This window comes from Alcanivorax hongdengensis A-11-3 (assembly GCF_000300995.1).
Classification (GTDB): Bacteria; Pseudomonadota; Gammaproteobacteria; order Pseudomonadales; family Alcanivoracaceae; genus Alcanivorax; species Alcanivorax hongdengensis.
Genome location: NZ_AMRJ01000001.1, coordinates 208484 through 234603 on the forward strand (window position 1 = coordinate 208484; position 26120 = coordinate 234603).

Annotated in this window: 26 protein-coding genes; 10 read left to right on the top strand and 16 right to left on the bottom strand. The window is 60.8% G+C overall.

Going from position 1 to position 26120, the window contains the following annotated elements; translation table 11 throughout:
* The first annotated feature begins 104 nt into the window (after positions 1 to 104).
* Entirely contained in the window at positions 105 to 842 is a 738-nt protein-coding gene (locus tag A11A3_RS00895) for a TIGR04219 family outer membrane beta-barrel protein (RefSeq protein ID WP_008927369.1), read from the top strand.
* A 6-nt stretch (positions 843 to 848) separates the two neighbouring features.
* On the opposite strand, the gene A11A3_RS00900 is transcribed toward A11A3_RS00895, so the two are convergent.
* From A11A3_RS00900 to thiC, 11 genes are all read right to left on the bottom strand, one after another.
* Positions 849 to 1061 carry a hypothetical protein gene (locus A11A3_RS00900; RefSeq protein ID WP_008927370.1) on the bottom strand — a complete coding sequence of 71 codons (213 nt, stop codon included), beginning with the start codon at positions 1059 to 1061 and terminating at the stop codon, positions 849 to 851.
* Between the two features lies 1 nt (position 1062).
* A complete protein-coding gene (gene feoB / locus A11A3_RS00905) occupies positions 1063 to 2928 on the bottom strand; it encodes a ferrous iron transport protein B (RefSeq protein WP_008927371.1) in 1866 nt (621 codons plus the stop codon).
* 4 nt (positions 2929 to 2932) lie between these two features.
* Complete coding sequence (locus A11A3_RS00910) at positions 2933 to 3208, bottom strand: FeoA family protein (RefSeq protein WP_008927372.1); 276 nt, start codon at positions 3206 to 3208, stop codon at positions 2933 to 2935.
* Between the two features lie 96 nt (positions 3209 to 3304).
* Entirely contained in the window at positions 3305 to 4186 is an 882-nt protein-coding gene (gene yihG / locus A11A3_RS00915; RefSeq protein WP_008927373.1) for a 1-acylglycerol-3-phosphate O-acyltransferase, YihG family, read from the bottom strand.
* 32 nt (positions 4187 to 4218) lie between these two features.
* Entirely contained in the window at positions 4219 to 6459 is a 2241-nt protein-coding gene (parC, locus tag A11A3_RS00920; RefSeq protein WP_008927374.1) for a DNA topoisomerase IV subunit A, read from the bottom strand.
* A gap of 151 nt (positions 6460 to 6610) precedes the next feature.
* Positions 6611 to 8497: a DNA topoisomerase IV subunit B gene (gene parE, locus A11A3_RS00925; protein ID WP_008927375.1), complete on the bottom strand. Its 1887-nt coding sequence runs from the start codon at positions 8495 to 8497 to the stop codon at positions 6611 to 6613.
* 77 nt (positions 8498 to 8574) lie between these two features.
* Positions 8575 to 9171 (bottom strand): YqiA/YcfP family alpha/beta fold hydrolase, encoded by a 597-nt coding sequence (locus A11A3_RS00930; protein WP_008927376.1) that lies wholly within the window; start codon positions 9169 to 9171, stop codon positions 8575 to 8577.
* A 100-nt stretch (positions 9172 to 9271) separates the two neighbouring features.
* Positions 9272 to 10093: a 3',5'-cyclic-AMP phosphodiesterase gene (gene cpdA / locus A11A3_RS00935; RefSeq protein WP_008927377.1), complete on the bottom strand. Its 822-nt coding sequence runs from the start codon at positions 10091 to 10093 to the stop codon at positions 9272 to 9274.
* Between the two features lie 100 nt (positions 10094 to 10193).
* Positions 10194 to 10655: a DUF1249 domain-containing protein gene (locus tag A11A3_RS00940; protein WP_008927378.1), complete on the bottom strand. Its 462-nt coding sequence runs from the start codon at positions 10653 to 10655 to the stop codon at positions 10194 to 10196.
* On the bottom strand, positions 10652 to 11281 hold the full coding sequence (locus A11A3_RS00945) for an NUDIX domain-containing protein (protein WP_008927379.1): 630 nt from the start codon (positions 11279 to 11281) through the stop codon (positions 10652 to 10654). The genes A11A3_RS00940 and A11A3_RS00945 overlap by 4 nt, the downstream gene beginning before the upstream one ends.
* Positions 11274 to 13154, bottom strand: coding sequence for a phosphomethylpyrimidine synthase ThiC (thiC, locus tag A11A3_RS00950; RefSeq protein ID WP_040296578.1), 1881 nt, complete (start codon positions 13152 to 13154; stop codon positions 11274 to 11276). Before thiC ends, A11A3_RS00945 begins: the two co-directional genes overlap by 8 nt.
* A 164-nt stretch (positions 13155 to 13318) precedes the next feature.
* Here thiC and A11A3_RS00955 point away from each other — a divergent pair, with 164 nt between their 5' ends.
* A complete protein-coding gene (locus A11A3_RS00955; RefSeq protein ID WP_008927381.1) occupies positions 13319 to 14746 on the top strand; it encodes a TolC family outer membrane protein in 1428 nt (475 codons plus the stop codon).
* 176 nt (positions 14747 to 14922) lie between these two features.
* Here the strand turns inward: A11A3_RS00955 and waaA are convergent, their stop codons facing one another.
* Positions 14923 to 16179 carry a lipid IV(A) 3-deoxy-D-manno-octulosonic acid transferase gene (waaA, locus tag A11A3_RS00960; protein WP_008927382.1) on the bottom strand — a complete coding sequence of 419 codons (1257 nt, stop codon included), beginning with the start codon at positions 16177 to 16179 and terminating at the stop codon, positions 14923 to 14925.
* Between the two features lie 90 nt (positions 16180 to 16269).
* On the opposite strand from waaA, the gene A11A3_RS00965 reads away from it, so the two are divergent.
* From A11A3_RS00965 to A11A3_RS00975, 3 genes are read left to right on the top strand one after another with little or no spacing between them, the layout of a single operon-like run.
* Positions 16270 to 17490: an FAD-dependent oxidoreductase gene (locus tag A11A3_RS00965; protein WP_008927383.1), complete on the top strand. Its 1221-nt coding sequence runs from the start codon at positions 16270 to 16272 to the stop codon at positions 17488 to 17490.
* A gap of 27 nt (positions 17491 to 17517) precedes the next feature.
* Positions 17518 to 18309: an aldo/keto reductase gene (locus A11A3_RS00970; protein WP_008927384.1), complete on the top strand. Its 792-nt coding sequence runs from the start codon at positions 17518 to 17520 to the stop codon at positions 18307 to 18309.
* 24 nt (positions 18310 to 18333) lie between these two features.
* Positions 18334 to 18663 (top strand): hypothetical protein, encoded by a 330-nt coding sequence (locus A11A3_RS00975; RefSeq protein ID WP_008927385.1) that lies wholly within the window; start codon positions 18334 to 18336, stop codon positions 18661 to 18663.
* Positions 18664 to 18826: 163 nt separating this feature from the next.
* Here the strand turns inward: A11A3_RS00975 and A11A3_RS00980 are convergent, their stop codons facing one another.
* The 4 genes from A11A3_RS00980 to A11A3_RS00995 all read right to left on the bottom strand — a co-directional run bounded on the left by A11A3_RS00980 (position 18827) and on the right by A11A3_RS00995 (position 21823).
* A complete protein-coding gene (locus A11A3_RS00980; protein WP_051011719.1) occupies positions 18827 to 19342 on the bottom strand; it encodes a DUF4405 domain-containing protein in 516 nt (171 codons plus the stop codon).
* A 342-nt stretch (positions 19343 to 19684) separates the two neighbouring features.
* Positions 19685 to 20323 (bottom strand): peroxiredoxin, encoded by a 639-nt coding sequence (locus A11A3_RS00985; protein ID WP_008927387.1) that lies wholly within the window; start codon positions 20321 to 20323, stop codon positions 19685 to 19687.
* 35 nt (positions 20324 to 20358) lie between these two features.
* The gene (locus tag A11A3_RS00990; RefSeq protein ID WP_008927388.1) at positions 20359 to 20976 is read right to left on the bottom strand and encodes an RBBP9/YdeN family alpha/beta hydrolase; all 618 of its coding nucleotides are present in this window, start codon (positions 20974 to 20976) and stop codon (positions 20359 to 20361) included.
* The gene (locus A11A3_RS00995) at positions 20969 to 21823 is read right to left on the bottom strand and encodes an EAL domain-containing protein (RefSeq protein WP_008927389.1); all 855 of its coding nucleotides are present in this window, start codon (positions 21821 to 21823) and stop codon (positions 20969 to 20971) included. Before A11A3_RS00995 ends, A11A3_RS00990 begins: the two co-directional genes overlap by 8 nt.
* A gap of 295 nt (positions 21824 to 22118) precedes the next feature.
* Between A11A3_RS00995 and A11A3_RS01000 the strand changes: the two genes are divergently transcribed.
* The 5 genes from A11A3_RS01000 (at position 22119) to cysW (ending at position 26120) form a co-directional block, all read left to right on the top strand.
* Positions 22119 to 23123 carry a porin gene (locus A11A3_RS01000; protein ID WP_040296549.1) on the top strand — a complete coding sequence of 335 codons (1005 nt, stop codon included), beginning with the start codon at positions 22119 to 22121 and terminating at the stop codon, positions 23121 to 23123.
* A gap of 9 nt (positions 23124 to 23132) precedes the next feature.
* Positions 23133 to 23309 carry a YezD family protein gene (locus A11A3_RS17365; RefSeq protein WP_008927391.1) on the top strand — a complete coding sequence of 59 codons (177 nt, stop codon included), beginning with the start codon at positions 23133 to 23135 and terminating at the stop codon, positions 23307 to 23309.
* Positions 23310 to 23394: 85 nt separating this feature from the next.
* Positions 23395 to 24396, top strand: coding sequence for a sulfate ABC transporter substrate-binding protein (locus A11A3_RS01005; RefSeq protein ID WP_008927392.1), 1002 nt, complete (start codon positions 23395 to 23397; stop codon positions 24394 to 24396).
* Positions 24397 to 24405: 9 nt separating this feature from the next.
* Complete coding sequence (gene cysT / locus A11A3_RS01010) at positions 24406 to 25221, top strand: sulfate ABC transporter permease subunit CysT (protein WP_008927393.1); 816 nt, start codon at positions 24406 to 24408, stop codon at positions 25219 to 25221.
* Entirely contained in the window at positions 25221 to 26120 is a 900-nt protein-coding gene (cysW, locus tag A11A3_RS01015; protein ID WP_008927394.1) for a sulfate ABC transporter permease subunit CysW, read from the top strand. The genes cysT and cysW overlap by 1 nt, the downstream gene beginning before the upstream one ends.

Consider the following 26120-nt stretch of genomic DNA (forward strand, 5'->3'; position numbering starts at 1 on the left):
CAAGGCCCGGCGCTGCGGGTGTATTTGCCGCCATATTAACAGAATCGCCGGGGCTTGGTGTCAGGGTTAGACAATGACGACAGCAAATGACAACAGGGAATGCCATGAAACGTTTTTTGATGCCACTGCTACTGCTTGCGACACCCCTGGCCCAGGCGGCGCCGGGACTGAATATCTACGGCGGCGCCTACAGCTGGCAGGCGACCATGGAAGGGGACTTCAACGCCGGTAACCGGGATGTGGATGTGCGTGACGACCTGGGCTTCGACAAGGCGGACCAGTCGGTGTTCTATGTTGGCGTGGAGCATGCGGTACCGGTAGTGCCCAACATGCGGGTGCGGTACATGGACCTGTCAGACACCGCCAGCAACCGCATCAGCAAAAGCTTCACCTTCAATGGCAAACAGTTCGTCGCCAATACCCGCGTGGACTCGGACTTTGACCTGAACATGCTGGACGGCACCCTCTACTACTCGCCCATCGACAATGCCCTGAAACTGGATCTGGGGCTGACCGTGCGCAAGGTGGACGGCACGCTGGATCTCAACAGCGTGGCGGCCAAGACCGCCAAGGACATCGATATCACCCTGCCGATGCTGTACGCCGCGGTGAAAGCCGACCTGCCGGTTCCCGGCGTCTATGCCGGTGCCGAGCTCAATGCCATTGGCTACGACGGCAACAGCCTCAATGATTACAACGTGCGGCTGGGCTGGCGCTCTGATTTTCTGCTGGGGGTGGAGCTGGGTTACAGCCACATGCAGCTAACGCTGGATGACCTGAACAACATGGATACGAACCTGACCATGGGTGGTCCCTACGTGGCGCTGGCGCTCAACTTCTAGGCAACACTAACGCCGGGGCGCCGGCTTGATCACCACCGGTTGCGCGCCCGTCGGCGCACAGCCGGTGGCGCAGTCATTGCAGCCACCGCTGCCACAGCCCTGGGCCACCGGTTTGCCGGGGCGCAGGCGCTGACGCAGGGCGGCGGGCAGGAACAGGTGCCAGACCAGCCAGGCAGCACTCAACGCCACGATCAGATAGGTGATCAGTTGCTGCCACATATCAGCCTCCGAACAACATCATGGCGCCATGGTAGACCAAGTAGGAGGCCGCGTAAGCCAGGGTCACCATGTAGCCGAACATGAACAGTGGCCAGCGCCAGGAGTTGGTCTCGCGCTTGACCACCGCCAGGGTGGACGCACACTGGGGGGCAAAGATATACCAGGCCAGGAAAGACAGGCCCACCGGCAGCGACCATTGCGCCGCCAGCAGCGCGCCCAGCGCCCCCCCGGTTTCCTCACCGCTGACCGCATAGACGGTACCCAGCGCGGCCACCGCCACTTCCCGGGCGGCCATACCGGTGATCAGGGCAATGGCGATCTGCCAGTTGAAGCCGATGGGTGCCAGCAGGGGCTCGATGGCATGCCCGATGATACCGGCCAGGCTATAATTGATGGCCGGCTCGGTGGCGCCTTCCGGCGCACCGGGGAAGGTACTCAGGAACCAGATCACCACCATCATGGCAAAGATGATGGTGCCGGCGCGGCGCAGGAATATCTGACCACGCTGCAACACGCCCCGCACTACGTTGCGCACATCGGGAATCTTGTAGCCGGGCAGCTCCATGATGAAAGGCTCGGATTCGCCCTTCCAGAAGAACAGCCGCATGACCATGGCCACCACCAGCGCACTGACGATGCCGGCGGCGTACAGGCCGAACATCACCAGCCCCTGCCGATCAATCACGCCGGCCACCTTGCCGCGCGGAATAAAGGCACCAATGATCAGCGTATACACCGGTATCCGTGCCGAGCAGGTCATCAGCGGCGCCACCAGAATGGTCACCAGACGGTCACGCCAGCTGCTGATCACCCGGGTGCCCATGATGCCGGGGATGGCACAGGCAAAGCTGGACAGCAGGGGGATGAAGGCGCGGCCATGCAGGCCGGCACGGCCCATCAGCTTGTCCATCAGGAAGGCGGCCCGGGCCATGTAGCCGAAATCTTCCAGCAGGATGATGAACAGGAACAGGATCATGATCTGCGGCAGGAACACCAGCACGCCACCGAGCCCGGCAATGATGCCGTCGGAGATCAGGCTCTGCAGCATGCCGGCGGGCAGCGCCTGCTGGACCAGAGCGCCGGCGCCGTCAAACAGTACGGTGATCATGTCCATCAGGGGCGCCGCCCAGGTAAATACCGCCTGGAACATCAGGAACAGCACGCTGAACAACACCAGCAGACCGGCCACCGGGTGGAGCAGAATGCGGTCCACCCGGGTGGTGAAGCGATCCGCATTGTCAGGCACGCGGACGCAGTCGGCGAGGATCTGCTCCACCTGCTTGTGGGTGGCGCGCACCGCATTGGCATCCGGCTCCTGCCACTGACTGGCCGGCACGTCGGCCTGCACCTGCAGGGCATCAATGGCATCCAGCAGGGCTCGGGTGCCATCACGCTTGACCGCCACCGTGGGCACCACCGGCACCCCCAGCTCCCGGGCCAGGCTCGCCACATCAATCTCGCAGCCCTGGCGGCGGGCGATGTCGTACATGTTCAGGGCCAGCACGATGGGCCGGCCGATCTGCTTGAGTTCCAGCACCAGGCGCAGCATCAGCCGCAGGTTGGTGGCGTCGGCCACACAAACAAAGGCATCCAGCTCGCTTTCCCCGGCCAGCTGGCCGAGCACCGCATCCCGGGTCACCTGCTCGTCCGGGCTGCGCGCCCGCAGGCTGTAGGTGCCCGGCAGGTCAAGAATATGCACGGCCCGGCCAGCGGGGGTAGTGAACAGCCCGGCCTTGCGCTCCACCGTCACACCGGCGTAATTGGCCACCTTCTGGCGGCTGCCGGTGAGGGCGTTGAACAGCGCGGTCTTGCCACAATTGGGGTTGCCCACCAGGGCAAGGCGGGTCAGATCGACAGCGGCATCCACAAATTCAGGTCTCTTGGTCCGGTTGTATCAGCACCGCCAGGGCTTCGCGGCGACGCAACGCGACACGCATGTCATCCACGCGTACGGCAATGGGATCCCGGCCGAAGGGGCCTTCGTGGAGCACTTCCACACGGGCGCCTTCGACAAAGCCGATTTCCAGCAACAGGCGCTCCAGATCCGCGTCGCGACCGGCCATATCCAGCCCCATGACAATGCCGCGGGCTCCCACCCGCACCTTGCCCAGGGACGACGAAACGACATGGCTCAGATCATCAGGCATAACGACCCTGCGGTGAAAAGGTTAGCGGGAGTTGAATGTTATATGAGAAGTGTTCGCATTTGCAAATAGCAGATACTCATGACAAGCCCATGACCGTCAGTCCCGGGACAGGTCTGCCAGCCGCCTGTCCTTCTCGGCCCAGAGGTTACTGACCCACCGCTGTACCCGCTCCCGGGCCTGCGGGTCACTCTGGTAATCGCCCTGCCACAGGGCCGCATCCAGATTCCGGGTGCGCACATCCACGATCCCCCGTGGCACACGCCCGCACAGCAGATCCCAGAATCCGGGCGTCCGGCCGCCGGGGTAGACCACGGTCACATCCAGCAGGGCATCCAGGCTGTCGCCCAGGGCCGCCAGTACGAACGCCACACCACCGGCCTTGGGCCGCAGCAGGTGCCGGTAAGGCGACTGTTGCCGGTCATGCTTGGCGGCGGTGAACCGGGTACCTTCCAGAAAATTGACCACGGTCACCGGCATGCCGCGGAATTTCTCGCAGGCGGCACGGGTGATCTCCAGATCCTGGCCTTTCAGGTGCGGGTGTTTTGCCAGAAAGGCCTTGGAGTAGCGCTTCATGAAGGGGTAATCCAGCGCCCAGAACGCCAGCCCCAGGAACGGCACCCAGATCAGCTCTTTCTTGAGGAAAAACTTGAAATACGGTGTCTTGCGATTGAAGGTCTGCACCAGTGCCGGAATATCCACCCAGCTCTGGTGATTGCAGACCACCAGGTAGGAGGTATCCCGGCTCAGGGCTTCATCACAACGGATATCCCAGCGGGTGGGCGTGACGAGGGCAAAAATCGCCTTGCAGATTTCTGCCCAGGTCTCGGCAATCGCCATCACGCCCCGGGCGCAGGCGCCCTTGAAGGCGGCCCCCGGCACCAGCAATCGTAACAACGCCAGCACCATCATGGGGCCGATCAGTACCACAGTGTTGAGCAACAGCAGGATACTGCCGGTTATCCCTCGCAACACGCCCATCCGTTTCCTTCCCTGTCCGTCGATGAAGCCGCTTACCCGTCCTTGCTGTCCACGCTCATGCGATCGACATTCTGGAAGCCGCGCGGCAGCTTGGCACCACGGCGCCCCCGCTCACCGTAGTAATGCTCCAGGTCCGAGGGCTTGAGCGTCAGGTGACGTTTGCCGGCATAGATGGTCAGGGCATCCTCCGGGCCCAACACCTGGACGTCCTGCACGAACTCCACCCGTTCGGCCACCCGGGCACCGGGGATCGACATCATCTTGTTGCCCTTGCCACGGGCCATTTCCGGCAGCTCCTTGACCGGGAACACCAGCAGGCGGCCTTCGTTGGAAATCAGCGCGATCCGGTCTTCCTCGGTGGAGCCCACCGGTTTCGGCGACAGCACCCTGGCGCCCTTGGGCACGGTCAGCACGGTCTTGCCGGCTTTCTTGTTGGCCAGCAGGTCGGTATAGCGCACTACAAAACCATAGCCGGCATCGGTGCTCATCAGGAAGGCGTCCTTCTCCTTGCCCATCACCGCCGCCATGAAGCTGGCACCGGACGGCGGATTGACGCGCCCGGACAGCGGCTCGCCCTGCCCTCGTGCACTGGGCAGGGTATGGGCAAGCAAGGAGTAACTGCGCCCGGTGCTGTCGATAAAGCACACCGGTTGGTTCGATTTACCCTTCGCCGAGGCCAGGTACTTGTCACCGGCCTTGTAGCTCAGGCCTTCCACATCCACCTCGTGGCCCTTGGCGGCACGCACCCAGCCCTTCTCGGACAGCACCACGGTGACCGGGTCGGCGCTGACCAGGTCGGTTTCGTCCAGGGCGGAAGCGGCATCGCGCTCCACCAGCGGCGAGCGACGCTCATCACCGTATTTTTCCGCATCATCGGCCAGCTCTTTGGCCACCAGTTTTTTCATCTTGGCCATGGAGCCCAGGGTCGCTTCCAGGGATTCGCGCTCTTCATTGAGCTCGTCCTGCTCACCGCGGATCTTCATTTCCTCGAGCTTGGCCAGGTGGCGCAGTTTCAGTTCGAGGATGGCTTCCGCCTGGCGGTCGGAAATACCGAAGCGTTCCATCAGCACCGGCTTGGGGGCATCTTCGGTGCGGATGATATGAATCACTTCATCAATGTTGAGGAAGGCCACCAGCAGACCTTCCAGGATGTGCAGCCGCTCCAGCACCTTGTCCAGGCGGTACTGCAGGCGACGCCGCACCGTGACCATGCGGAACTGCAACCATTCGTTGAGAATGGTATCCAGGCTTTTCACCTGCGGACGGCCATCAATGCCGATCATGTTCAGGTTGACCCGGTAGTTCTTTTCCAGGTCGGTGGTGGCGAACAGGTGGCTCATCAGTTGCGCCACGTCCACCCGGTTGGAGCGCGGCGTCACCACCAGGCGGGTGGGATTTTCGTGGTCGGATTCATCACGAAGATCGCTGACCATGGGCAGCTTTTTCTTCTGCATCTGGTCGGCAATCTGTTCCAGCACCTTGGCACCGGACACCTGGTAGGGCAGCGCGGTGATAACGATGTCACCCTCTTCGCGCTCGTACACGGCCCGCTGCTTGAGGGTGCCGCGCCCTTCCGCGTACATGCGGATAATGTCGTTCTGCGGCGTGATGATTTCCGCCTCGGTGGGGAAATCCGGCCCCTGGATGTACTGCATCAGATCGTCCAGCGAAGCGCCGGGATCTTTCAGCAGGTGGATACAGGCGTTGGCCACTTCGCGCAGGTTGTGCGGCGGAATATCCGTGCTCATGCCCACGGCGATACCGGTGGTGCCGTTAAGCAGCACATTGGGCAGGCGCGCCGGCAACAGTTTGGGCTCTTCCATGGTGCCGTCGAAGTTGGGCACCCACTCCACCGTGCCCTGACCCAGCTCGGCGAGCAGCACTTCCGCGTAGGGGGCCAGTTTCGATTCGGTGTAACGCATGGCCGCGAACGACTTCGGGTCGTCCGGGCTGCCCCAGTTGCCCTGGCCATCCACCAGCGGGTAGCGGTAACTGAACGGCTGCGCCATCAGCACCATGGCCTCGTAACAGGCCGAATCACCATGGGGGTGATACTTGCCCAGCACATCGCCCACGGTACGCGCGGACTTCTTGTACTTGGCGGTGTTCTTCAGCCCCAGCTCGCTCATCGCATAGACGATGCGACGCTGCACCGGCTTGAGGCCGTCACCGATGTTGGGCAGGGCCCGGTCGAGAATCACGTACATGGAATAGTCCAGGTACGCCTTTTCGGTGTATTCCCTCAGGGGAAAACTTTCAAATTCGTCAGCCATGTCTCAGCTCTTTTTTATTGACCACAGAGATCACGGGGATCACTGGGGAAAAATCAAATTACAAACCACTCAACGCCTGCAACCAGCGGAGCCACAAAGCCACTGAAAGGCCTGCCTCTCTGTGCACTCGGTGTGCTCTGTGGTTTAAAAATCATATTTCGGCGAGGTTGCCCTTGGTTTCCAGCCAGTGCTTGCGGTCCGAGGCGCGCTTCTTGCTCAACAGCATGTCCATCAGCTGGTGGGTATCGTCATCACCGCTCACTGACAGGCGCACCAGCCGGCGAGTATCACGGGCCATGGTGGTTTCGCGCAGTTGCAACGGGTTCATTTCCCCCAGCCCCTTGAAGCGGGTGACGTTGACCTTGCCGCGCTTCTTCTCGGCCTTGATGCGATCCAGCACGCCGTCGCGTTCATCCTTGTCCAGGGCGTAGTAGACGTCCTTGCCCACATCGATGCGGTAGAGCGGCGGCATGGCCACGAACACGTGGCCGTTTTTCACCAGCGCCGGGAAGTGGCGCAGGAACAGGGCACAGATCAGGGTGGCAATGTGCAGACCATCGGAGTCCGCATCGGCAAGAATGCAGACCTTGCCATAACGCAGGCCATTGAGGTCATCGTTGCCCGGCTCGATGCCCAGGGCCACGGCGATATCGTGGATCTCCTGGCTACCCAGCACTTCACCGGAATCTACTTCCCAGGTATTCATGATCTTGCCGCGCAGGGGCATGATCGCCTGGTAGACCCGGTCACGGGCCTGCTTGGCGGAGCCGCCGGCGGAGTCCCCTTCCACCAGGAAGATTTCACTCTGGGACGGATCATCGCTGGTGCAGTCGGCCAGTTTGCCGGGCAAGGCCGGGCCACTGGTGACTTTTTTGCGGGTCACTTTCTTGGCCGCCCGCAAACGCTTCTGGGCATTATTGATACACAGGTCCGCCAGCTTCTCCGCTTCATCGGTGTGCTGGTTGAGCCACAGGGAGAAGGCATCCTTGACCACCCCGGAGACAAAGGCGGCGGTCTGCCGGGAGCTGAGGCGCTCCTTGGTCTGACCGGCGAACTGCGGGTCCTGCATCTTGACGCTGAGCACGTAGGCGGCACGGTCCCAGATATCTTCCGGGGTCAGTTTCACGCCCCGCGGCAGCAGGTTACGAAACTCGCAGAACTCGCGCATGGCATCCAGCAGGCCGGAACGCAGGCCGTTCACATGGGTGCCGCCCTGGGCGGTGGGGATCAGGTTCACGTAGGATTCCTGAATCAGCTCACCGCCTTCCGGCAACCAGGTCACCGCCCAGTCCACCGCTTCGGTCTCGGCGCTCATGGCGCCCTCGAACGGCTCCTCCGGCACCCGCTCCCAGCCACGGCTGGATTCCAGCAGGTATTCCACCAGCCCGTCGGCGAACTGCCAGCTTTCACTTTCACCGGTGGCCTGGTTATCCAGGGTCACCAGCAGGCCCGGGCACAGCACCGCCTTGGCGCGCAGCAAATGGCGCAGGCGCGGCACCGAGACCCTGGGCGAATCAAAATATTTTTCATCGGGCCAGAAGCGCAGACTGGTGCCAGTGTTGCGCTTGCCCACGGTGTCGATCACCTCCAGGTCACTGCGCTTCTCGCCGTCACCGAATTCCATGCGGTGCAGCTGACCATCACGCTTGACCAGAATCTCCAGCTTTTTCGACAGGGCGTTGACCACAGACACGCCCACCCCATGCAGCCCGCCGCTGAACTGGTAGTTGTTGTTGGAAAACTTGCCGCCGGCATGCAGGGTGGACAGGATCACTTCCACACCGGGTTTCTTTTGCACCGGGTGCAGGTCCACCGGCATGCCGCGACCGTCATCTTCCACTTCCACACCGCCATCCTTGAACAGCGTCACCTTGATGGACTTGGCGTGCCCCGCCAGGGCCTCGTCGACGGAATTGTCGACCACTTCCTGGATAAGGTGATTGGGGCGGGAGGTATCGGTGTACATGCCGGGGCGCTTACGCACCGGCTCCAGGCCCGACAAAACTTCAATATTTTCGGACGTATAATTATTGGCCATAGATTGTCTTGATTTCAGGGTCGGACGTCTGACGTCAAGTGTCGGACGACTGACAAACAGTTTGTAGCGTCAGACTTCTAGACGTCCGACGTCAGACTTACACCACAAAACCGCAGGATCAGCGGAATGAAGGCGTCAAAGTTATCAAAGCCGTGGCTGCCGCCCAAGCCACAATAGCGGTGGCAATCGCCGTAGTAGTCCCAGCCGTCTTCCCAGTTGAGGGTTTCGTCGCCGGTCTGGGTGAGCAGCAGCAGGTTATCCGGCTGGCTGATATCCGCCACTTCGTAGCGTTTCAGCTCCGCCAGCCAGGCCGGATCGAACTCCCAGGCCTCGCCGGTGTGATAGTTATGCTGGATACCTGTGTATTTGTCCAGTAGTCGCCAGGGTCTGACCGCCGGATTGATCAGCGCCGCCTTGAGATCATGGTGCTCGGCCAGCCAGGTGGCGTAGAAACCGCCCAGCGAGGAGCCCAGCAGGGCCACCGGCCCGGCGGAAGCGATGGCCGCATCCAGCTCGGCCATGGCCAGCTTCGGCGAGGGCGGCAACGCCGGGGTGATCAAGCGCTGCGGGCAGCCCGCCTGCTCAAACACCTGCCGCAGCAACCCCGCCTTGTGGGACGCCGGGGAACTGTTGAAGCCGTGGATGTAGAGGAGGGAGGTTTGCGGGGCAGACATGTGGATACCCGATTGATAATTGAGAATGGATAATTGATAACAAAAGAGGCTCTCAAGCCCCGCCGTCGTTGTCCATTATCAATTCTCAATTATCCATTAATCAGTAGCCCTTCACCGAGAAATCCACCTCGAAGGTGATGCCCTGCACCCGGCTGACGGCGGTGTCGATGCGACCGTCCGGGTAGAGATCCAGCCAGCGGTAGCCCGGGTTGGCATCATCCACGGCGAAGTCGTCGCTTTTCGGTTTGAACTGCACGCAGGTGCTTGGCACCGCCAGCATGCGCACGCCATTGCGCTCGCTGTCGTATTCCTGGTGCACATGGCCCCAGATGATGGCCTTGACTCGCGGGTGGCGGTCGATCACTTCAAAGAACTTGTCGGCACTGCCGACCACCTGGGTATCCAGCCAGGCACAGTCCATGGGCACCGGGTGGTGGTGCAGGCACACCATCAGGTTATCGCCCTTGGCATCGCGCAGGGACTGGTCGAGGAATTTCAGGTCTTCGTCGAACAACTCACCGGGGACCTCACCGGGGATGGTGGAGTCGAGCATGACGATGGTCCAGTTGCCCACATCCAGCACGCAGGGGCTCATGCGATGGTGGTGGGAATTGAGCGCCTTGAGCATTGGTGCGGGCTTGTCGTGGTTGCCTTCCAGCCAGTAGACCGGCGCCGGAAAGCCGGCCAGGGCCTGGTCCAGCCGCTGATAGGACTCGAAGGAGGCATCCTGGGACAGGTCGCCGGTGGCCAGGATCAGGTCCGGGTTGGGCTGCTCCTGGCGGATCAGATCCAGCACCCGATCGAGGCTGAACTGGGTATTGAGCCCCAGCAGCTTGCCTTCGGTATCGGCAAACAGATGGCAGTCCGATAACTGCACAATTCGTAGGGGCTGCAACTGCTGCGTCAAGATCCCCGCTCCCATGTCGTTTTTTCTTGGTTCTGGGGCCCCATCCCCATGGACGTCGTAGACGTCACAGCCTCACTTATAACCAAGATGATGGCAGTTTTCTAGGAAGAGCGTCTCACTGTCCGCCACTGACCCGGCGACGCCAATCCTGGCTGTTGTCCCGGCCATGGTCATGTAGATGGCGCAGCCACTCGGCCAGGAACAGGTTCCATTGCGCCTTTTCGTCCGGTTGATGCATATGCCGGTTGGGGTAGGCATAGCGGGCGTTGACGCGGCGGAAAGGCCGCGCCTCGGTGACTTCCGCCAGGCGCGCATCGTGATACAGGCGCACAGTCAGGCGCGGTGCCGGCATGTGTGCCAGCAGCTCCTGGTCCTCCAGGCGTACCGTGGTGGTGTAGGGAGAGCGCTCCAGCACCTTCATGTGCAGGGTATGCGGGTGATGGTCATGCCCCACCTGCACATCCATGGCATCGCGCTCGCCCAGCGCCTTCATCAACGGCAACAGACGGGCATAGTTTTCCTCGCACTGTGTCATCAGCGCGCGAAAATCCAACCGGTAGCGGTTTCGCCGACTCACCGCCGCCTCCAGCGGGCATCAATACGCTCGCGATGCAGCAGCAACCACTGCAGGGCGATGATGGACGCGGCGTTATCCATCCGGCCGCTGTCCAACAGCGCCGGGATGTCGTCCACCGGCACGGTCAGGGCGCGGATATCCTCGCCCTCGTCGGCCTGGCCGAAATACCCACCGGCCTGGCTCAGGTCGGCCTGGCCGAGAAACACTTCCAGGCGCTCGTTGGTGCCGCCGGGGCTGGGCATGTAGCGGGTCACCGGCAGCATCTCGCCCAGGGTCAGGCCGCCCTCTTCCACCGCCTCGCGGCGAATCAGGTCGGCGGCGCTCTCGCCATCCTTGTCGGCCAGGCCGGCAATCAGCTCCAGGCACCAGGGGCTGTCACGCCATTCCAGCGCGCCCACCCGGAACTGCTCGACCAGCAGAATCAGGCCGTTATCGGCGTCATAGGGCAACACGGCGGCGGCCCGGTGGCGTACGAACAGTTCACGGCGAATAGGCCCGCTCCAGCCGCCCTGATAGAGGCGGTGACGCAGGGTCAGGGTATCCAGGCGAAAGAAACCCTGGAACGGCGTTTCCCGCTCCAGGATTTCCACATCCTCCGGACCGAACGGCGGGCGGATATCAGTCATGGGCCTCATGGTACAGGGCGCTGCCCTGCTCGCGGAATTCGCGGGATTTCTCTTCCATGCCGGCCTCGGCGTCGGCCTGTTGCACCTGGGCCTTGCCGTCGCCGTAGGTCTCGCGGACTTCCTGGCTGATTTTCATGGAACAGAACTTGGGCCCGCACATGGAGCAGAAATGCGCCACCTTGTGAGCCTGCTTGGGCAGGGTCTCGTCGTGGAAGGCACGGGCGCGGTCCGGGTCCAGCCCCAGATTGAACTGGTCTTCCCAGCGGAACTCGAAGCGCGCCTTGGACAGGGCATTGTCACGCAGCTGGGCGCCCGGGTGGCCCTTGGCCAGGTCGGCGGCGTGGGCGGCAATCTTGTAGGCGATGATGCCTTCCTTCACGTCTTCCCGGTTGGGCAGGCCCAGGTGCTCCTTGGGCGTCACGTAGCAGAGCATGGCGGTGCCGTACCAGCCGATCATGGCGGCGCCGATGGCGCTGGAAATGTGGTCGTAACCCGGAGAAATATCCAGGGTCAGCGGGCCCAGGGTGTAGAACGGCGCCTCGCCACAGTGCTCCAGCTGCTCATCCATGTTGGCCTTGATCATGTGCATGGGCACGTGACCCGGGCCTTCGATCATCACCTGTACGTCGTGCTTCCAGGCGATCTTGGTCAGCTCGCCCAGGGTGCGCAGCTCGCTGAACTGGGCCTCGTCGTTGGCGTCGGCAATGGAGCCGGGGCGCAGACCATCACCGAGACTGAAGGTCACGTCATAGGCCTTCATGATCTCGCAGATGTCTTCGAAATGGGTGTAGAGGAAGTTTTCCTTGTGATGCGCCAGGCACCACTTGGCCATGATGGAGCCGCCGCGGGAGACAATGCCGGTCACCCGGTTGGCGGTCATCGGCACATAGCGCAGCAACACGCCGGCGTGGATGGTGAAGTAGCTCACGCCCTGCTCCGCCTGCTCGATCAGGGTGTCGCGGAAGATCTCCCAGGTCAGGTCCTCGGCAATGCCGTTGACCTTCTCCAGTGCCTGGTAGATCGGCACCGTGCCGATCGGCACCGGCGAGTTGCGCAGGATCCACTCGCGGGTTTCGTGAATATTGTCACCGGTGGACAGGTCCATCACCGTGTCACCGCCCCAGCGGGTGGCCCAGGTCATCTTGGAGACTTCTTCCTCAATGGAAGAGGTCACCGCCGAGTTGCCGATGTTGGCGTTGATCTTGGTGAGGAAGTTGCGGCCGATGATCATCGGCTCGATTTCCGGGTGGTTGATGTTGACGGGGATCACCGCCCGGCCCCGAGCCACTTCATCACGGACGAACTCCGGGGTAATTTCCGCCGGAATCGCCGCGCCGAAGCTCTGCCCCGGATGCTGGTTCACCGGCAGGCCCGCTTCGCGATGCTCACGCAGCCGCTGATTTTCGCGGATGGCGATATATTCCATCTCGGGAGTGATGATGCCCTGGCGCGCGTAGTGCATCTGGCTGACATTCTTGCCGGCGCGGGCGCGGCGAGGAATGCGCGTGTGCTCAAAACGCAGGCCGGCCTTGGCCACGTCGTTGGCCCGCTTGCGGCCATACTCGCTGGTCAACCCGGCCAGCTGCTCGGTATCATCCCGCTCATCAATCCAGGCAGCCCGAATAGGATTCAGCCCTTTACGGATGTCGATTTGAGTATCCGGGTCGGTATAGGGACCAGAGGTATCATAAACCGACAGCGGTGGGTTATCCTCGAACTTTCCGTCCGCCAATGGGGTCGGATGCTGTTGGATTTCTCGCATGGGGACACGAATGTCCGGGCGCGATCCCGTGACATAGATCTTTCGTGAACCCGCGATAGGCTGGCAGGATTCGTCAATGGCGTTGGCGATGGGGCGCTGATCGTCTGGCACGTCGGCCTCCAGAAGCAAATAAGAGAAATTCAGGAATGGCGGACACTATACGCCAGCGCCCAACAGCCGAACAACCGCGGAACTGGCCCAAACAGGCGGTGTTAATTTTCTGTACTTGCCAGTACCATAATGATTAACCAGACACACAAAAAGAGTGCACCAGAATGAAGCGTAGCCCGGCAACGCCCCTAGTTCTTCTTCTTACCTCACTGGCCAGTGCCGTTCAGGCCGCTGACCTTACTGAAGTCGCCAACGCAGCCTGGAGCTACGACGGCACCTGGCGCGCCGCCCGCCAGACCTGGGAAGCGGATCAGGAAACGCTGGTACAGGGGCGGGCCGCGCTGCTGCCGACCATCGATGCCAGCCACCGCCATTCGGAAATCAACCAAACCTACGAATCGACGGGTGACCTGGAGATAGACGGTAGATCTCGTTCCACCTCGGTGACGCTAACGCAACCGCTGTTCCGCCTGGATGCCTTCTACGGCTACAAGGAAGCCAAGTCGCTGACCTCCGTAGCCCAGGCCGAGTTCTACCAGTCCCGCCAGGATTTCGTGCTGCGCGTGGCGCAGGGCTACTTCGGCGTGCTGCGCGCCTGGGACACCCTGGTGTCCGCCCAGGCCGAGGAGAAGGCGATCAGCCGGCAGCTGGAACAATCCCAGGAACGTTTCGACGTGGGCCTGGTGGCCAGCACCGATGTGGAAGAAGCGCGCGCCGCCTACGACCTGGCCCGGGTGAACCTGATCGTCGCCGAGCAGGAATTCGATATCGCCCGCGACCAGTTAGAAACACTCACTGGTCGTAAATGGGAGACGCTGGCGGAGTTGCGCGACAATCTGCCGATGGAGGGGCCGCAACCGTCAAAAATGAATGCCTGGATCGATAAGGCCGCGTACCAGAATCCGCAGATTCTCGCCGCCCGCTACAGCGCCAAAGCAGCGGGTTTTACGGCCGACCGACAACTGGGGGCCATGCTTCCAAAGGTTCAATTGTTCGCTGAGTATCAGCACAACCACAATACCGATCCAAGCGTCTCGGGAGGCGATCCCGGCAATCAACTCACGCAATTCTACTCGACGCAACCGGACACTAATTCAAAGACTATCGGCATTGAAGTAACCGTGCCGCTGTTCCGCGGTGGCGGCCTCAACAGCCAGCGCAAGCAGGCGGCCCTGCTCGCCGACGCCGCCGGCCAGCGGTACCAGCAGACGATTCGCGACATCAGCCAGCAGGCGCGCAGCGCCTACCGCACGGTGGAAGCCGACGCCCTGCGCGTGAGCGCCCGCAAGCAGGCCATTCGTTCTGCCCGCTCTGCCCTGGAGGCCACCCAGTCCGGCTACGAGGTAGGCACCCGTAATGTGGTGGACGTGCTCAACGCCCAACAGGCGCTGTTCGCCGCCGAGCGCGACTATGCCAACGCCCGTTACGACTACATCATCAACTCCCTGACCCTGAAATCCACCACCGGCGACCTGCAGCAGGGCGACCTGGCGGCCATCAACCAGTGGTTGTCGGACACGGAAACTCTGAACATCTACCAGCCGGACCTGGAAGGCCGCAGCGACGCGCTGGTGCCGGATACACGTTATTGAAAGGCAATGTAGGAGCCATGCTTGCATGGCGAACCGAGCCCTAGCGAGGAAAAGGCGTTGCAGGATCCTCCGGAATCTCACCTGAGGAATCGGATACGCCTTCTCGCCCTGTGGTGCTTGTGCTTCGTTTCGTGAGGTTCGCCATGCGAGCATGGCTCCTACAACAGCCCCTGCTTTTACTGTTCACTAATCAGTTTAAGCCCCTTCTCCAGCGCCCCACGATTGGCTTCCACCACCGCTGCTGCCGCCTGCCCCTGACGCTGGCGTTGATCCGGATAACGGAACAGCGCCTGCAGGGCAATGGCCAGGGCATCCGCATTGTCCACCAGGGTCAGGGCACCGGCGTCATCCAGCAGATTGGAGATGGCGGTAAAGTTGTGCAGGTGGGGGCCAGTGAGCACCGGCTTTCCCCAGCCGGCCGGTTCCAGCAGATTGTGCCCGCCCACCGGCACCAGGGAACCGCCCACAAAGGCCACGTCGGCCACCCCGAACAACATCAACAACTCGCCCATGGTATCGGCCAGGTAAACCTGGGTGTCGGCGGCGATGGTGTCCTGCTTGCTGCGCCGGGCCAGGCCAAGTCCCTGCTGGCGGACCAGCTGGGCCACGCTGTCGAAACGCTCCGGATGCCGGGGCACCAGCATCAGCAGGGTCTGCGGTGCCGTTTCCAGTAGAGCCTTGTGCGCTGCCAGCACCGGCTCGTCTTCACCGGGATGGGTACTGGCGGCGATCCACACCGGACGCTCGCCAATAGCGGCACGTAAATCCCCTGCCGCCTGACGCACAGCATCATCCAAACTCATGTCGAATTTCACGCTGCCGATGGCATGGACCCGTTCCGGCCAGGCACCCAGAGCCACATAGCGTTTCGCCTCCACCGGGGTCTGCACCGCCAGGGCATCGAAGCGCGCCATCATGGGCCGCACCAGACGGGGAAACTTGCGGTAGCCCCGGTAGCTTTTCTCCGACAGCCGCCCGTTCATCAGCATCAGTTTGGCTCCGTGACGCTTCACCGCCGCACACAGGTTGGGCCACAACTCGGTCTCCAGCACGATCACCGTTTTCGGATCGAAAGCCCGCAGGAAACGGTTCAGTGCCGTGGGCAATTCCCAGGGGCAATACACATGGGTCACCCGGTCACCGAACAGGGCCTTGACCCGCTCCGAGCCGGTGGGCGTGGTGGTAGTCACCAGCAGCGGCGTATCCGGGTAATCCGCCAGCAACCGCTCGATCATCGGCACCGCCGCCAGGGTTTCCCCCACCGACACCGCATGAACCCAGAGACTGTTTTTCAGGGTACCGGGCCGGTATCCCCAGGCCATGCGCTCCTTCCAGCGCTGACGATAGGCCGGCGCCTGCCGCCCCCGCAACCACAGCCGCAGGAACAGAAAAGGAAGCAGTAAATACCAGATGACAGAGTAAAAGGTTCGCATAGGGTTTCTTGTGTCGGACGTCGGACGTCGGACACCCGGCGCCCGACCCGTCTATGCTAGCATAGCCGCACTGTTCAACGATGGTGAGCCATGACTGACTCCACCCTGAAACCCGACATTCTAATCTTCGGCGGCGGCATTGCCGGCCTGTGGCTGATCAATCGGCTGCAGGCGCAGGGCTACCAGTGTCTGCTGCTGGAAAATGCCAGCCTGGGCGGCGACCAGACCCTGGCCAGCCAGGGCATTATCCATGGCGGCCTCAAGTACGCCCTGGGTGGCAACCTGTCCAGCGAATCGGAAGCCATTGCCGCCATGCCGGATCGCTGGCGCGCGGCCATGGCCGGTGACGACCCGGTGGACCTGCGTGGCCTCAAGGTGCTTAGCGACACCCAGCACATGTGGTCCAGCGGCTCGGTGGCCTCGCGCATGACGAACTTTTTCGCCAGCAAGATGCTGCGCGGCCGCATCGAAAAACTGAAACGCGCCAATTTCCCCAGTGCCCTGGCCGACAAGGCCTTCAAGGGCAACGTCTACAGGCTCGACGACCTGGTCATCAACACCGAATCCCTGCTGGAAACACTGGCGGCGCCGGTGCGCCAACGCCTGCTGCGTTTCGATGGCCAGCGCGACACCCTGGAATGGGGCGACCATGGCCTCAAGGCCGTCACCGTCAATGGCGTGCGCATTGAACCGGCCATGACCATCCTGGCCGCCGGCAACGGTAACCCGGGCCTGCTCGACGGCGCCCACCAGGCCCACCTGCTGGCCGACGAGCACAGTCAGCTGCGGCCATTGAAAATGGTGCTGGTCAAACACGATCTGGGCCACCGCCTCTATGCCCACTGCGTCGGCACCAGCAACAAGCCGGTGCTCACCGTCACCACCCATGACTGCCCGGACGGCAAGCTGGTCTGGTATCTGGGCGGGGATCTGGCCGAGCAGGGCGTGGACCGCAGCGACGAGCAACAACTGGCCGCCGGCCGGGCGGAACTGAAAAAGCTGTTCCCGTGGCTGGACTTCAGCCAGGCACAGCTGGCCACCCTGAACGTGGTGCGTGCCGAACCGAAACAACAGAGCCTGGTCAAACCGGACAACGCCTACGCCCGCCGGGATCACAACCTGATCATCAGCTGGCCCACCAAGCTGACCCTGGCGCCGGATCTGGGCGACCGGGTCATGGCACTGGTGGAAGAATCCGGACTGAAACCGGGGGCGACGCCATTAACCGTGCCGGCCGAGTTGGAACAGGCTCCCATGGGCGTACCTTACTGGCACACCTGCTTTAATGAAGGGCTGACGTCTGACCTCTGACGTCCGATTGTTTTCAAGGATTTTCTCATGGCATTCATGCGCCCGCTGGGCAATACAGGTCTGACCGTCAGCGCCCTTGGCCTTGGCACGGTAAAGATCGGCCGCGACAAGGGCGTCAAATACCCCAACGGCTTCACCATCCCCGATGACAGGGCGGTGGCCGATCTGCTGGCCCGGGCCCGGGATCTGGGCATCAACCTGATTGATACCGCGCCGGCCTATGGCCACAGCGAAGCACGGCTGGGCCAACTGCTGCACCAGCGCCAGGACTGGGTGATCGTCACCAAGGTGGGCGAGGAGTTCGACAACGACACTGGCGACAGCCATTTCGACTTCACCCCGGAGCATGTGCAGCGCTCTGTGGAGCGCAGCCTGGCACGGCTCAACACCGACTACCTGGATTGCGTGCTGGTGCATTCCGACGGCAACGATCTGGAGATTATCCAGCACCTGGGCACCCTGGACGCGCTCAACGCGTTGAAACAAAAGGGGCTGATCCGGACCACCGGCATGTCCACCAAGACCGTGGCCGGCGGTATCGCCACCCTGGAAAAAGCGGACGTGGCCATGGTCACCTACAATCTGGCCCACGATGAAGAGGTGCCGGTGATCGAACATGCTGCCCGCCACGGCAAGGGCATTCTGATCAAGAAGGCCTTTGCCAGCGGCCATCTTTGCCATGACGGGGACGACCCGGTGCAGCAAAGTCTCAACCGCATCCTGGGCACCGACGGGGTCAGCAGCATCATTGCCGGCACCATCAACCCACGGCATTTACAGGAAAACGTCAGCAAGGCCCGCCGGGCCTGTGGCGAATAAATCACAACAACAAGGAGGGTGCCCATGCGCCCATGGCTACTGGTCGGCCTGCTACTGACTACCACGGTCTGTCAGGCTGACGATGTGCTGTTGCTGAAAAGCCCGCCGCGTGACTGCCAGCCACTGGACGATGTGAGCGTGGACAGCGGCGGCGAATTACAGGGGCTGTTCTTCAGCGACGCCATGATCGAGCGCAATGTGCATCACGCCCTGGAAAAAGCCGTCCGCAAGGAAGGGGGTAACCGCACCGTGATCAAGGACCGGCGCGCCTACCTGATGGACAACCACCGTCGCGGCATCCGCCGCATCGAACTCAAGGCCGCCGTCTGGCACTGCCCACCGGCCACCGATTAATCGCCGTCTTGCCTGTAATGCCGCTCACGTAATTTCAGGGTCTGTGTGGGAGCATGCTTGCGCGCCAATGGAGCATTCGGAAATGAAGGCTTCGCGTGCAAGCACGCTCCCACAAAAAACCGAGATTACGATCTAAATGAACAGCATTGCGCCTTGCCCGGAGTTACCGCTCAGCGTTGGCAAAGACGGTACGCAAGGCCGCGCCCTGACGGCGAAAATCCCTGCCCAACGATTGCGCCAGACTGGCCTGCGGGTCGTCGATAATAATGCCCGCCTGCGCCAACTCCGTGATCACCTGCTCCACCGGCTTGCCGGCCAGTTGCGCCACCTGGGTTAGCGGCGCCTGACTGACCGCACTGAAGGCCAGCATGGCCGGGTTGTCGCCATGCTTGCCCGGGCCCATGCCCGGCAGGGAAAAGAACGACGCCGCCAGCGCCAGCACACACACCAGCATGATCACCGGGCCGGTCTTGCCGGCCACGAAGTGCCGTTTGAAACTGGTCTTGTTAACCAGCACATGCAGCAACACGCCGCCAATCATCAGCCAGCCCGCCCACTCATGGAACAGCTTGTTCAGGCCGCTATTAAGGTGAAAGAACATCAAGACGCCGGTGACGGCCATCAGCGTAAAGACGCCCATGGTCAATGGCGTGGCCCACTCGCGGGAAAGTTTCATCATTGTGCTTCCGGTATCACGGGCCCCCTGCCCGACTGGCCGCCAGCATAAAGCAGAAGCGGGTCGGCAAAATTGCAAATAAAGTGAAAACAGCTCTCATTCTCACAAATTCTGAGCGCAGGCCCGCCTGCTCCCCACCCGGATGGAATACTCCTGCACGAGCAAGCGCACTGGCGGAGCGTAAGAAAGCCTTGCTCTTCACTCGCCAAGACGCGCCGCTACCGTTGCATAAATGCGCTAATCAGGCATGACTTCCAGCTGCCCTGCAGAGGGCCAACAAAAGCACGCCTATATTGGCGCCCACCAATACACCCACAAGAAAAAGCAGCATGTCGCCCTCCTGAATCAACCGTTCCCTGGTTGCCTGACTATTCTCAGATAAGGCCGCTTCTCATCCCATCCATCGGGGTACAGCGCTGCCGCCTCCTCATTGGAAACTGCGGGCACGATGATGACATCTCCGCCCGTTTTCCAATTCACAGGTGTGGCCACCTTGTGGCTGTCGGTCAACTGCAAGCTGTCGATCACCCGCAATAACTCATCGAAGTTGCGCCCGGTACTGGCCGGGTAGGTCAGGGTCAGGCGGACTTTTTTGTTCGGGTCGATCACGAACACCGAGCGCACCGTCAAGGTGTCGTTGGCATTGGGATGGATCATGCCGTACAACTCACTGACCTTGCGGTCTTCATCTGCCAACAAGGGGAAGTTCAGCACACTGCCCTGGGTCTCTGCGATATCCCCTTTCCAATCATGATGACTAGCCAGAGAATCCACCGACAGGCCGATAGCCTTGACGTTGCGCTTTTCAAACTCCGGTTTGAGCCGCGCCACTTCACCCAGTTCGGTGGTGCATACCGGGGTGAAATCCTTCGGGTGGGAAAACAGCACCACCCAGCCATCACGCGCCCAGTCATGGAAATGGATCTCACCGTCGGTGGAATCCTGGGTAAAATCCGGAGCAATATCACCAAGTTGCAAAGCCATGAAAACCTCCTTTCGGTTCATACAGTGAATGGGAATTAAAGATGACATAAGGTGGCATAAGGCGGCTCCGCCCAATCCACCCACAACCCTGATTGATACAGAAAATCCTCGAACAGCCAGCGCCCTTCCAGCCAGTTGCCAACCCCGGCGGCCACATTGATATGACCACGATCCCCTACATTGTGATAATCCGTACGCAGGCGGCGGGCCAGGCAGTACGCCTGAAAGACACTTATCCAGGGGTCGGTATTGCTGCTGATCAGCAGCCCACGAATAGACAACGGCAATGGCCGCAGCGCGTGGCTGACGCCAAACTTTGCCGGGTCGGCAGGGGCCGCCAGAAACAGAGCGGAGACGCGACCGGGATAATCCGCCGCCACAGCGGCACTGGCCAGGCAACCGAAACTGTGCGCCACCAGCACGGCGGGGGTAGGCTCCGCCTGCAAGGCAGCGACCAATCCGGCACGCCAGCACCCCAGGTCGGCGGTCTCCCAGTCCCCCACCTCGATGCGACTGACATGATTGAGCGAATTCTGCCAATGACTTTGCCAATGCTGCGGCTCACTGCCATGCAAACCCGGCACGATGATGACCCGCGAAGGCGAGGTCTCGATACGGCGTCCACCAAACAGTGGGGAAGAAAATTCAGGCATAGCGAATCGCTCCAGCAACACGCGCATCAACGGGCACATCCGGCAAACACCGTGTATGAAGACGCGGCTGCGCTGGCGCCGCCATATTGGCTTGCACCAACTCAACAATGGAACGATTCAGCGGAGAGGGAGAAAGACCGAGAACAACCTGCTTCGCGGGCTGATTCAACCCCTCCCTGGCACTGTCCAATAACACGCGTAGCTTATTGTGCGATAACTCGCTGATGGTCGGATCAAACTTGACCCAGTCAGGCTGCAAGGCTTGTAGATGTGAGATATCCGGCACCTGCCTCACCCCATCGAGCGCGATCTGATAACCTCGCTGCCGGTAATTGGCCACCGCGTCAATCAGGTGCTCGGGGCGGTGCAATGCACGGCTGGAGAGTTCCAGCACGATCCCTGATGGGCTCAGGCCGCACTGGCTCAACACCGATTCAAAAGCTTGTCCATGGTCCGTATTCACCGCAGCGACATGGCGGGGGTGCACATTCAACGTCAGGACCGCCTTTTGCTCACCGCCTTGAAGCAGAAAGTTCAGCGCGTGCAGGGTGCGGCACAGGCGATCCAGATAGATCACCTCTTCCGCACTACTGGGCACGCTGAATACACTGGCCGGCGTCACCGGCGTTCGCTGTGCGGTGGTGGCGCGCAATAGCGCCTCGAAAGCCACAGGGTGGCCAGTACGGGAATCAAAAATTGCCTGGAATTCGGAGCGCAAGGTAAAACCCGCGTACACTCCGGTGACCTCGTGGCCTGACGTGCGTAAGGGGGTGTCGGTATGAACCAGTTGACCATACTGACGCCGCTGCTCCCGATTAAACCAGGCAACCAGCTCGGTCAGGGGCATGGTTGCATCCTCGGGTTCAGTCAATGTCCGATCACCCTAATCCTGACCGGCTTATTCCGTAAAAGACTTGTTTTTTATTTCTTTATTCCAAAACTGGCCATCTCGATTATTCAAAAACGGAATAGATAAATAATTATTTATTCCTTTTTGGAGCAAGAAATTCTTGGCAGACTCTCCTTCCAACGGTGACCACTCACCGCATGCCTACCCGACAGCGGGTGGCTCTGGTGGCCTTTCGGCCAAAGACATATTCAGGGCTCATCGCCTGCCCGCTGTCAGTTAGGAACAGAACACCATGAAGAAAAGACTTTTGCTTGCCGCGTCCACCCTCTCTTTTGCCTTGCCGCTGAGCGTATACGCCAGTCCCCAGGTCTACGGGAAACTCAATATTTCTATTGAGAGTGCCGACCTGGAAGGCGCCTCAGTGGTGAACCCTGCCGCTGAAGATGCCTGGGAACTGAATTCCAATGCCTCGCGCCTTGGAATCAAGGGTGATGTAGATCTCGATGTGGCGAACCTGAAAGCCATTTACCAGGCTGAATTCGGCATTGACGTGGATGAAGGCAACAGCAGCGGCCAAACCTTCAGCCAACGCAATATCTTTGCCGGCCTGCAGGGCGGCTTCGGCACCCTGACCGCCGGTAAGATCGACAGCCCACTGAAAAATGCCGAAGGCAAAGTGGATCAATTCAATGATCTGCGCGGGGATATCGACAATTTGCTTGGCGGTCAGAACCGGGTCAATAACCTGATCCGCTATGAAACCCCTTCCTTCTCTGGCCTGGCCGTGACGTTGGCCGCCGCCCCAGGCGAGCAGAATGTGGACACCGACGGAGACGGTGTTGCCGACGATGGCCTGGCGGACACCAAATCCATTGCCCTGACCTACCAACAGGGCATCTGGTACGCCGCCCTGGCCCATGATCAGGACCAGGCAGCGCGTCGCTCCGTCGATGGTTTCAGCCGTGCCAACATCACCCGCGTCGTGGCACAGATCAAACCCGGCGACCTGGAGCTAGGCGCCCTTTATCAACGCTCCGAAAACGCTGCCTCTGGCAAGGGTGAAGATAACAGCTGGCTGGCCAGTGCCGCCTGGAAAATCGAGCGTATCAAACTGAAAGCACAATACGGCGAAACCCAAGGAGACCAGAGCGATGAAAAAATCACATTGGCCGCCCTCGGCGCGGACTACCAACTGGCCAAGACCAGCCGCGCCTATGTGTATGGCTCTCGCACCGAACGCGACAAGGCCGACCTGACCGATACCAGTGTCGGCGTGGGTCTGGAATACAAATTCTGAGAGCGCCTTATGACACAGCAACGACAACCCCAAGCCCCGCAAAGCGACGCCGAACTGGCGAGCCTGGTGGCATCACTGATCAAGGATCTCCGCTTTGGCACCCTGGAACTAACCGTCCATGAAGGTCAACTGGTGCAAGTGGAGAGGAAAGAGAAATACCGTTTCACCCCTCGCCGCAACGGCTAATCATTGCGGCGACAATACCCGGCTGACCGGAAAACCGGAGGTCTCCATGACGTTGAACTAAACGCTATATTCTGGAGGCAACACCATGTCATTCCGTTCCTTGCTTGCCGTCTTCGGCCTTGCAACACTACTTTCCGCCCCGGCCTTCGCTGACCGGGAAATTCTCAATGTGTCCTATGACCCAACCCGTGAACTGTACAAGGAGTTCAACGCTGCTTTCATCAAGAAGTGGCAAAAGGAGCACGGAGAAACCATCACCGTTCGTCAATCGCACGGCGGTGCCGGCAAACAGACCCGCGCTATCATCGATGGTCTTGAAGGGGATGTGGCAACCCTGGCGCTGGCCTACGATATTGATTCCATTTCCGAAAAGACTGGCATCATCCCGAAAAACTGGCAAAGCCGTTTGCCGAACAACAGCGCGCCTTACACCTCCACCATCGTGCTACTGGTCCGCAAGGGCAATCCCAAGGGCATTCATGACTGGGACGATTTGATCAAACCCGGTGTGGAAGTGATTACCCCCAACCCGAAAACCTCCGGTGGTGCTCGCTGGAACTATCTGGCCGCCTGGGCCTATGCCAAAAAGAAATACGGCTCGGATGAAAAAGCGCGCGATTTCATCACCAAACTCTACCGGCATGTACCGGTACTCGATTCCGGCGCTCGTGGCAGCACCAATACGTTCGTCAAACGAGGCATCGGTGATGTACTTCTTGCCTGGGAAAACGAAGCCTTCCTGGCGATCAACGAACTGGGCAAGGATCAATTCGAAATCGTGGTGCCCTCCATTTCCATTCTCGCCGAACCGCCGGTGACCGTGCTGGACAAGAATGCCAAGAAACATGGCACCCTGGACATCGCCCAGGCCTATCTTGAATTTCTTTACAGCCCCACCGGGCAGGATCTGGCCGGCAAGCACTACTACCGCCCCACCGACCCCAAATTCGTGAAGAAGTACGCGAATCAATTCCCCAAGGTCAACCTGGTTACCGTGGATAATGCGTTTGGCGGCTGGCAAAAAGCCCAGAAAACACACTTCAACGACGGTGGCGTGTTCGATCATATTTATCAGCCCGGCAACTGAGGTCACAGCATGCGCCAACGATCGGTCATACCCGGCTTCGGGTTGTCCCTGGGCTACACCGCGTTTTATGCCGGCCTGGTGGTATTCATCCCACTGGCAGCCCTGTTCATCGAAGCCAGCAACCTTGGCTGGGGGGAACTGTGGCAAACGATCAGCGCACCTCAGGCGGTAGCCAGCTACCGCCTGAGCTTTGGTGCCTCACTGGTGGCCGCCAGCCTGAATCTGATATTCGGGCTGCTGGTCGCCTGGGTGCTGGTGCGCTACCCGTTCCCCGGCAAAAAATTCATCGATGCACTGGTCGATCTGCCCTTTGCCCTGCCCACGGCGGTGGCTGGCATTGCGCTTACTGCGCTCTACACGCCCAACGGCTGGGTCGGCCACCTGCTCAATTTCAAGGTGGCCTATACCCCTCTGGGCGTGGTCGTCGCACTGACATTCATTGGCCTGCCTTTCGTGGTTCGCACCGTTCAACCGGTACTGGCTGAACTGGAAGCTGAAATCGAAGAAGCCGCCGCCAGCCTGGGGGCCAATCGCTGGCAGACCTTCCGCCGTGTTCTTTTCCCCGCACTGCTACCGGCCATGTTGACCGGCTTCGCGCTGGCGTTTGCCCGTGCCGTGGGGGAATACGGATCGGTGGTATTCATCAGTGGCAACATGCCCTTTCGCACGGAAATCACACCACTGCTGATCATCACCAAGCTGGAGCAGTACAACTACGCCGGCGCAGCAGCCCTGGGCGTGGCCATGTTGCTGGTTTCTTTCGCCCTGTTATTGATCATCAACAGCCTCCAGCACTGGAGCGCCAAGAAAACCGGAGGCAAATAATGGCTGGCACCATCACTACACTGGGCAATAGCCATGCACCCCGCATCAGCAACGTGACACAGGAAAGCCGCCCCGTGCGCTGGCTTCTGATCAGCCTGGCCATTGCGTTCCTGTTTCTGTTTCTGGCCTTGCCCCTGGCTGCGGTCTTCAGCGAGGCATTCTCCCGTGGTTGGCAGGTTTACTGGCAAGCACTGCAAGAGCCGGATGCCTGGGCCGCCATCCGGCTGACATTGATCGCCGCCGGCATCGCCGTGCCACTGAATGTGATCTTTGGTGTCGCGGCGGCCTGGGCGATTACCAAGTTTTCATTTCGGGGAAAACAATTTCTCATCACCCTGATTGATCTTCCTTTTGCGGTATCACCCGTCATTGCCGGGCTCACTTATGTCTTGCTCTATGGCAGCCATGGCCCTCTCTGGTCCTGGCTTTCCGAACACGATATCAAGATCATCTTTGCCACTCCCGGCATAGTCATGGCCACCATCTTCGTGACCTTCCCCTTCATTGCCCGTGAGCTGATCCCGCTGATGGAAGAACAGGGCACCAGTCATGAAGAAGCCGCGCTGACACTGGGCGCCAGCGGCTGGCAGACCTTTCGCCGCATTACGTTGCCCGCCATTAAATGGGGGCTGCTCTACGGCATCATTCTCTGTAATGCCCGGGCCATGGGGGAGTTCGGTGCGGTCAGCGTAGTGTCAGGGCACATTCGCGGGCAGACCAACACGCTGCCCCTGCATATCGAGATTGCCTACAACGAATATCATTTTGCTGCCGCTTTCGCCTGTGCATCACTGCTGGCGCTACTGGCGCTAGCCACCCTTTTTGTCAAATCCCTGCTGGAGTGGAAAGAGCGGCATGAACGCTTTCTTGCCAGCCAGGCAGCGCGCAAGGAGCCATAA

What these genes read in the sequence shown, in the direction of transcription:
- A11A3_RS00895 (WP_008927369.1), top strand. Translation starts at nt 105, where the DNA reads ATGAAACGTTTTTTGATGCCACTGCTACTGCTTGCGACACCCCTGGCC.
- A11A3_RS00900 (WP_008927370.1), bottom strand. Translation starts at nt 1,061, where the DNA reads ATGTGGCAGCAACTGATCACCTATCTGATCGTGGCGTTGAGTGCTGCC.
- A11A3_RS00910 (WP_008927372.1), bottom strand. Translation starts at nt 3,208, where the DNA reads ATGCCTGATGATCTGAGCCATGTCGTTTCGTCGTCCCTGGGCAAGGTG.
- yihG (WP_008927373.1), bottom strand. Translation starts at nt 4,186, where the DNA reads ATGGGCGTGTTGCGAGGGATAACCGGCAGTATCCTGCTGTTGCTCAAC.
- parC (WP_008927374.1), bottom strand. Translation starts at nt 6,459, where the DNA reads ATGGCTGACGAATTTGAAAGTTTTCCCCTGAGGGAATACACCGAAAAG.
- parE (WP_008927375.1), bottom strand. Translation starts at nt 8,497, where the DNA reads ATGGCCAATAATTATACGTCCGAAAATATTGAAGTTTTGTCGGGCCTG.
- A11A3_RS00930 (WP_008927376.1), bottom strand. Translation starts at nt 9,171, where the DNA reads ATGTCTGCCCCGCAAACCTCCCTCCTCTACATCCACGGCTTCAACAGT.
- cpdA (WP_008927377.1), bottom strand. Translation starts at nt 10,093, where the DNA reads ATGGGAGCGGGGATCTTGACGCAGCAGTTGCAGCCCCTACGAATTGTG.
- A11A3_RS00945 (WP_008927379.1), bottom strand. Translation starts at nt 11,281, where the DNA reads ATGACTGATATCCGCCCGCCGTTCGGTCCGGAGGATGTGGAAATCCTG.
- A11A3_RS00955 (WP_008927381.1), top strand. Translation starts at nt 13,319, where the DNA reads ATGAAGCGTAGCCCGGCAACGCCCCTAGTTCTTCTTCTTACCTCACTG.
- waaA (WP_008927382.1), bottom strand. Translation starts at nt 16,179, where the DNA reads ATGCGAACCTTTTACTCTGTCATCTGGTATTTACTGCTTCCTTTTCTG.
- A11A3_RS00965 (WP_008927383.1), top strand. Translation starts at nt 16,270, where the DNA reads ATGACTGACTCCACCCTGAAACCCGACATTCTAATCTTCGGCGGCGGC.
- A11A3_RS00970 (WP_008927384.1), top strand. Translation starts at nt 17,518, where the DNA reads ATGGCATTCATGCGCCCGCTGGGCAATACAGGTCTGACCGTCAGCGCC.
- A11A3_RS00975 (WP_008927385.1), top strand. Translation starts at nt 18,334, where the DNA reads ATGCGCCCATGGCTACTGGTCGGCCTGCTACTGACTACCACGGTCTGT.
- A11A3_RS00980 (WP_051011719.1), bottom strand. Translation starts at nt 19,342, where the DNA reads ATGATGAAACTTTCCCGCGAGTGGGCCACGCCATTGACCATGGGCGTC.
- A11A3_RS00985 (WP_008927387.1), bottom strand. Translation starts at nt 20,323, where the DNA reads ATGGCTTTGCAACTTGGTGATATTGCTCCGGATTTTACCCAGGATTCC.
- A11A3_RS00990 (WP_008927388.1), bottom strand. Translation starts at nt 20,976, where the DNA reads ATGCCTGAATTTTCTTCCCCACTGTTTGGTGGACGCCGTATCGAGACC.
- A11A3_RS00995 (WP_008927389.1), bottom strand. Translation starts at nt 21,823, where the DNA reads ATGCCCCTGACCGAGCTGGTTGCCTGGTTTAATCGGGAGCAGCGGCGT.
- A11A3_RS01000 (WP_040296549.1), top strand. Translation starts at nt 22,119, where the DNA reads ATGAAGAAAAGACTTTTGCTTGCCGCGTCCACCCTCTCTTTTGCCTTG.
- A11A3_RS17365 (WP_008927391.1), top strand. Translation starts at nt 23,133, where the DNA reads ATGACACAGCAACGACAACCCCAAGCCCCGCAAAGCGACGCCGAACTG.
- A11A3_RS01005 (WP_008927392.1), top strand. Translation starts at nt 23,395, where the DNA reads ATGTCATTCCGTTCCTTGCTTGCCGTCTTCGGCCTTGCAACACTACTT.
- cysT (WP_008927393.1), top strand. Translation starts at nt 24,406, where the DNA reads ATGCGCCAACGATCGGTCATACCCGGCTTCGGGTTGTCCCTGGGCTAC.
- cysW (WP_008927394.1), top strand. Translation starts at nt 25,221, where the DNA reads ATGGCTGGCACCATCACTACACTGGGCAATAGCCATGCACCCCGCATC.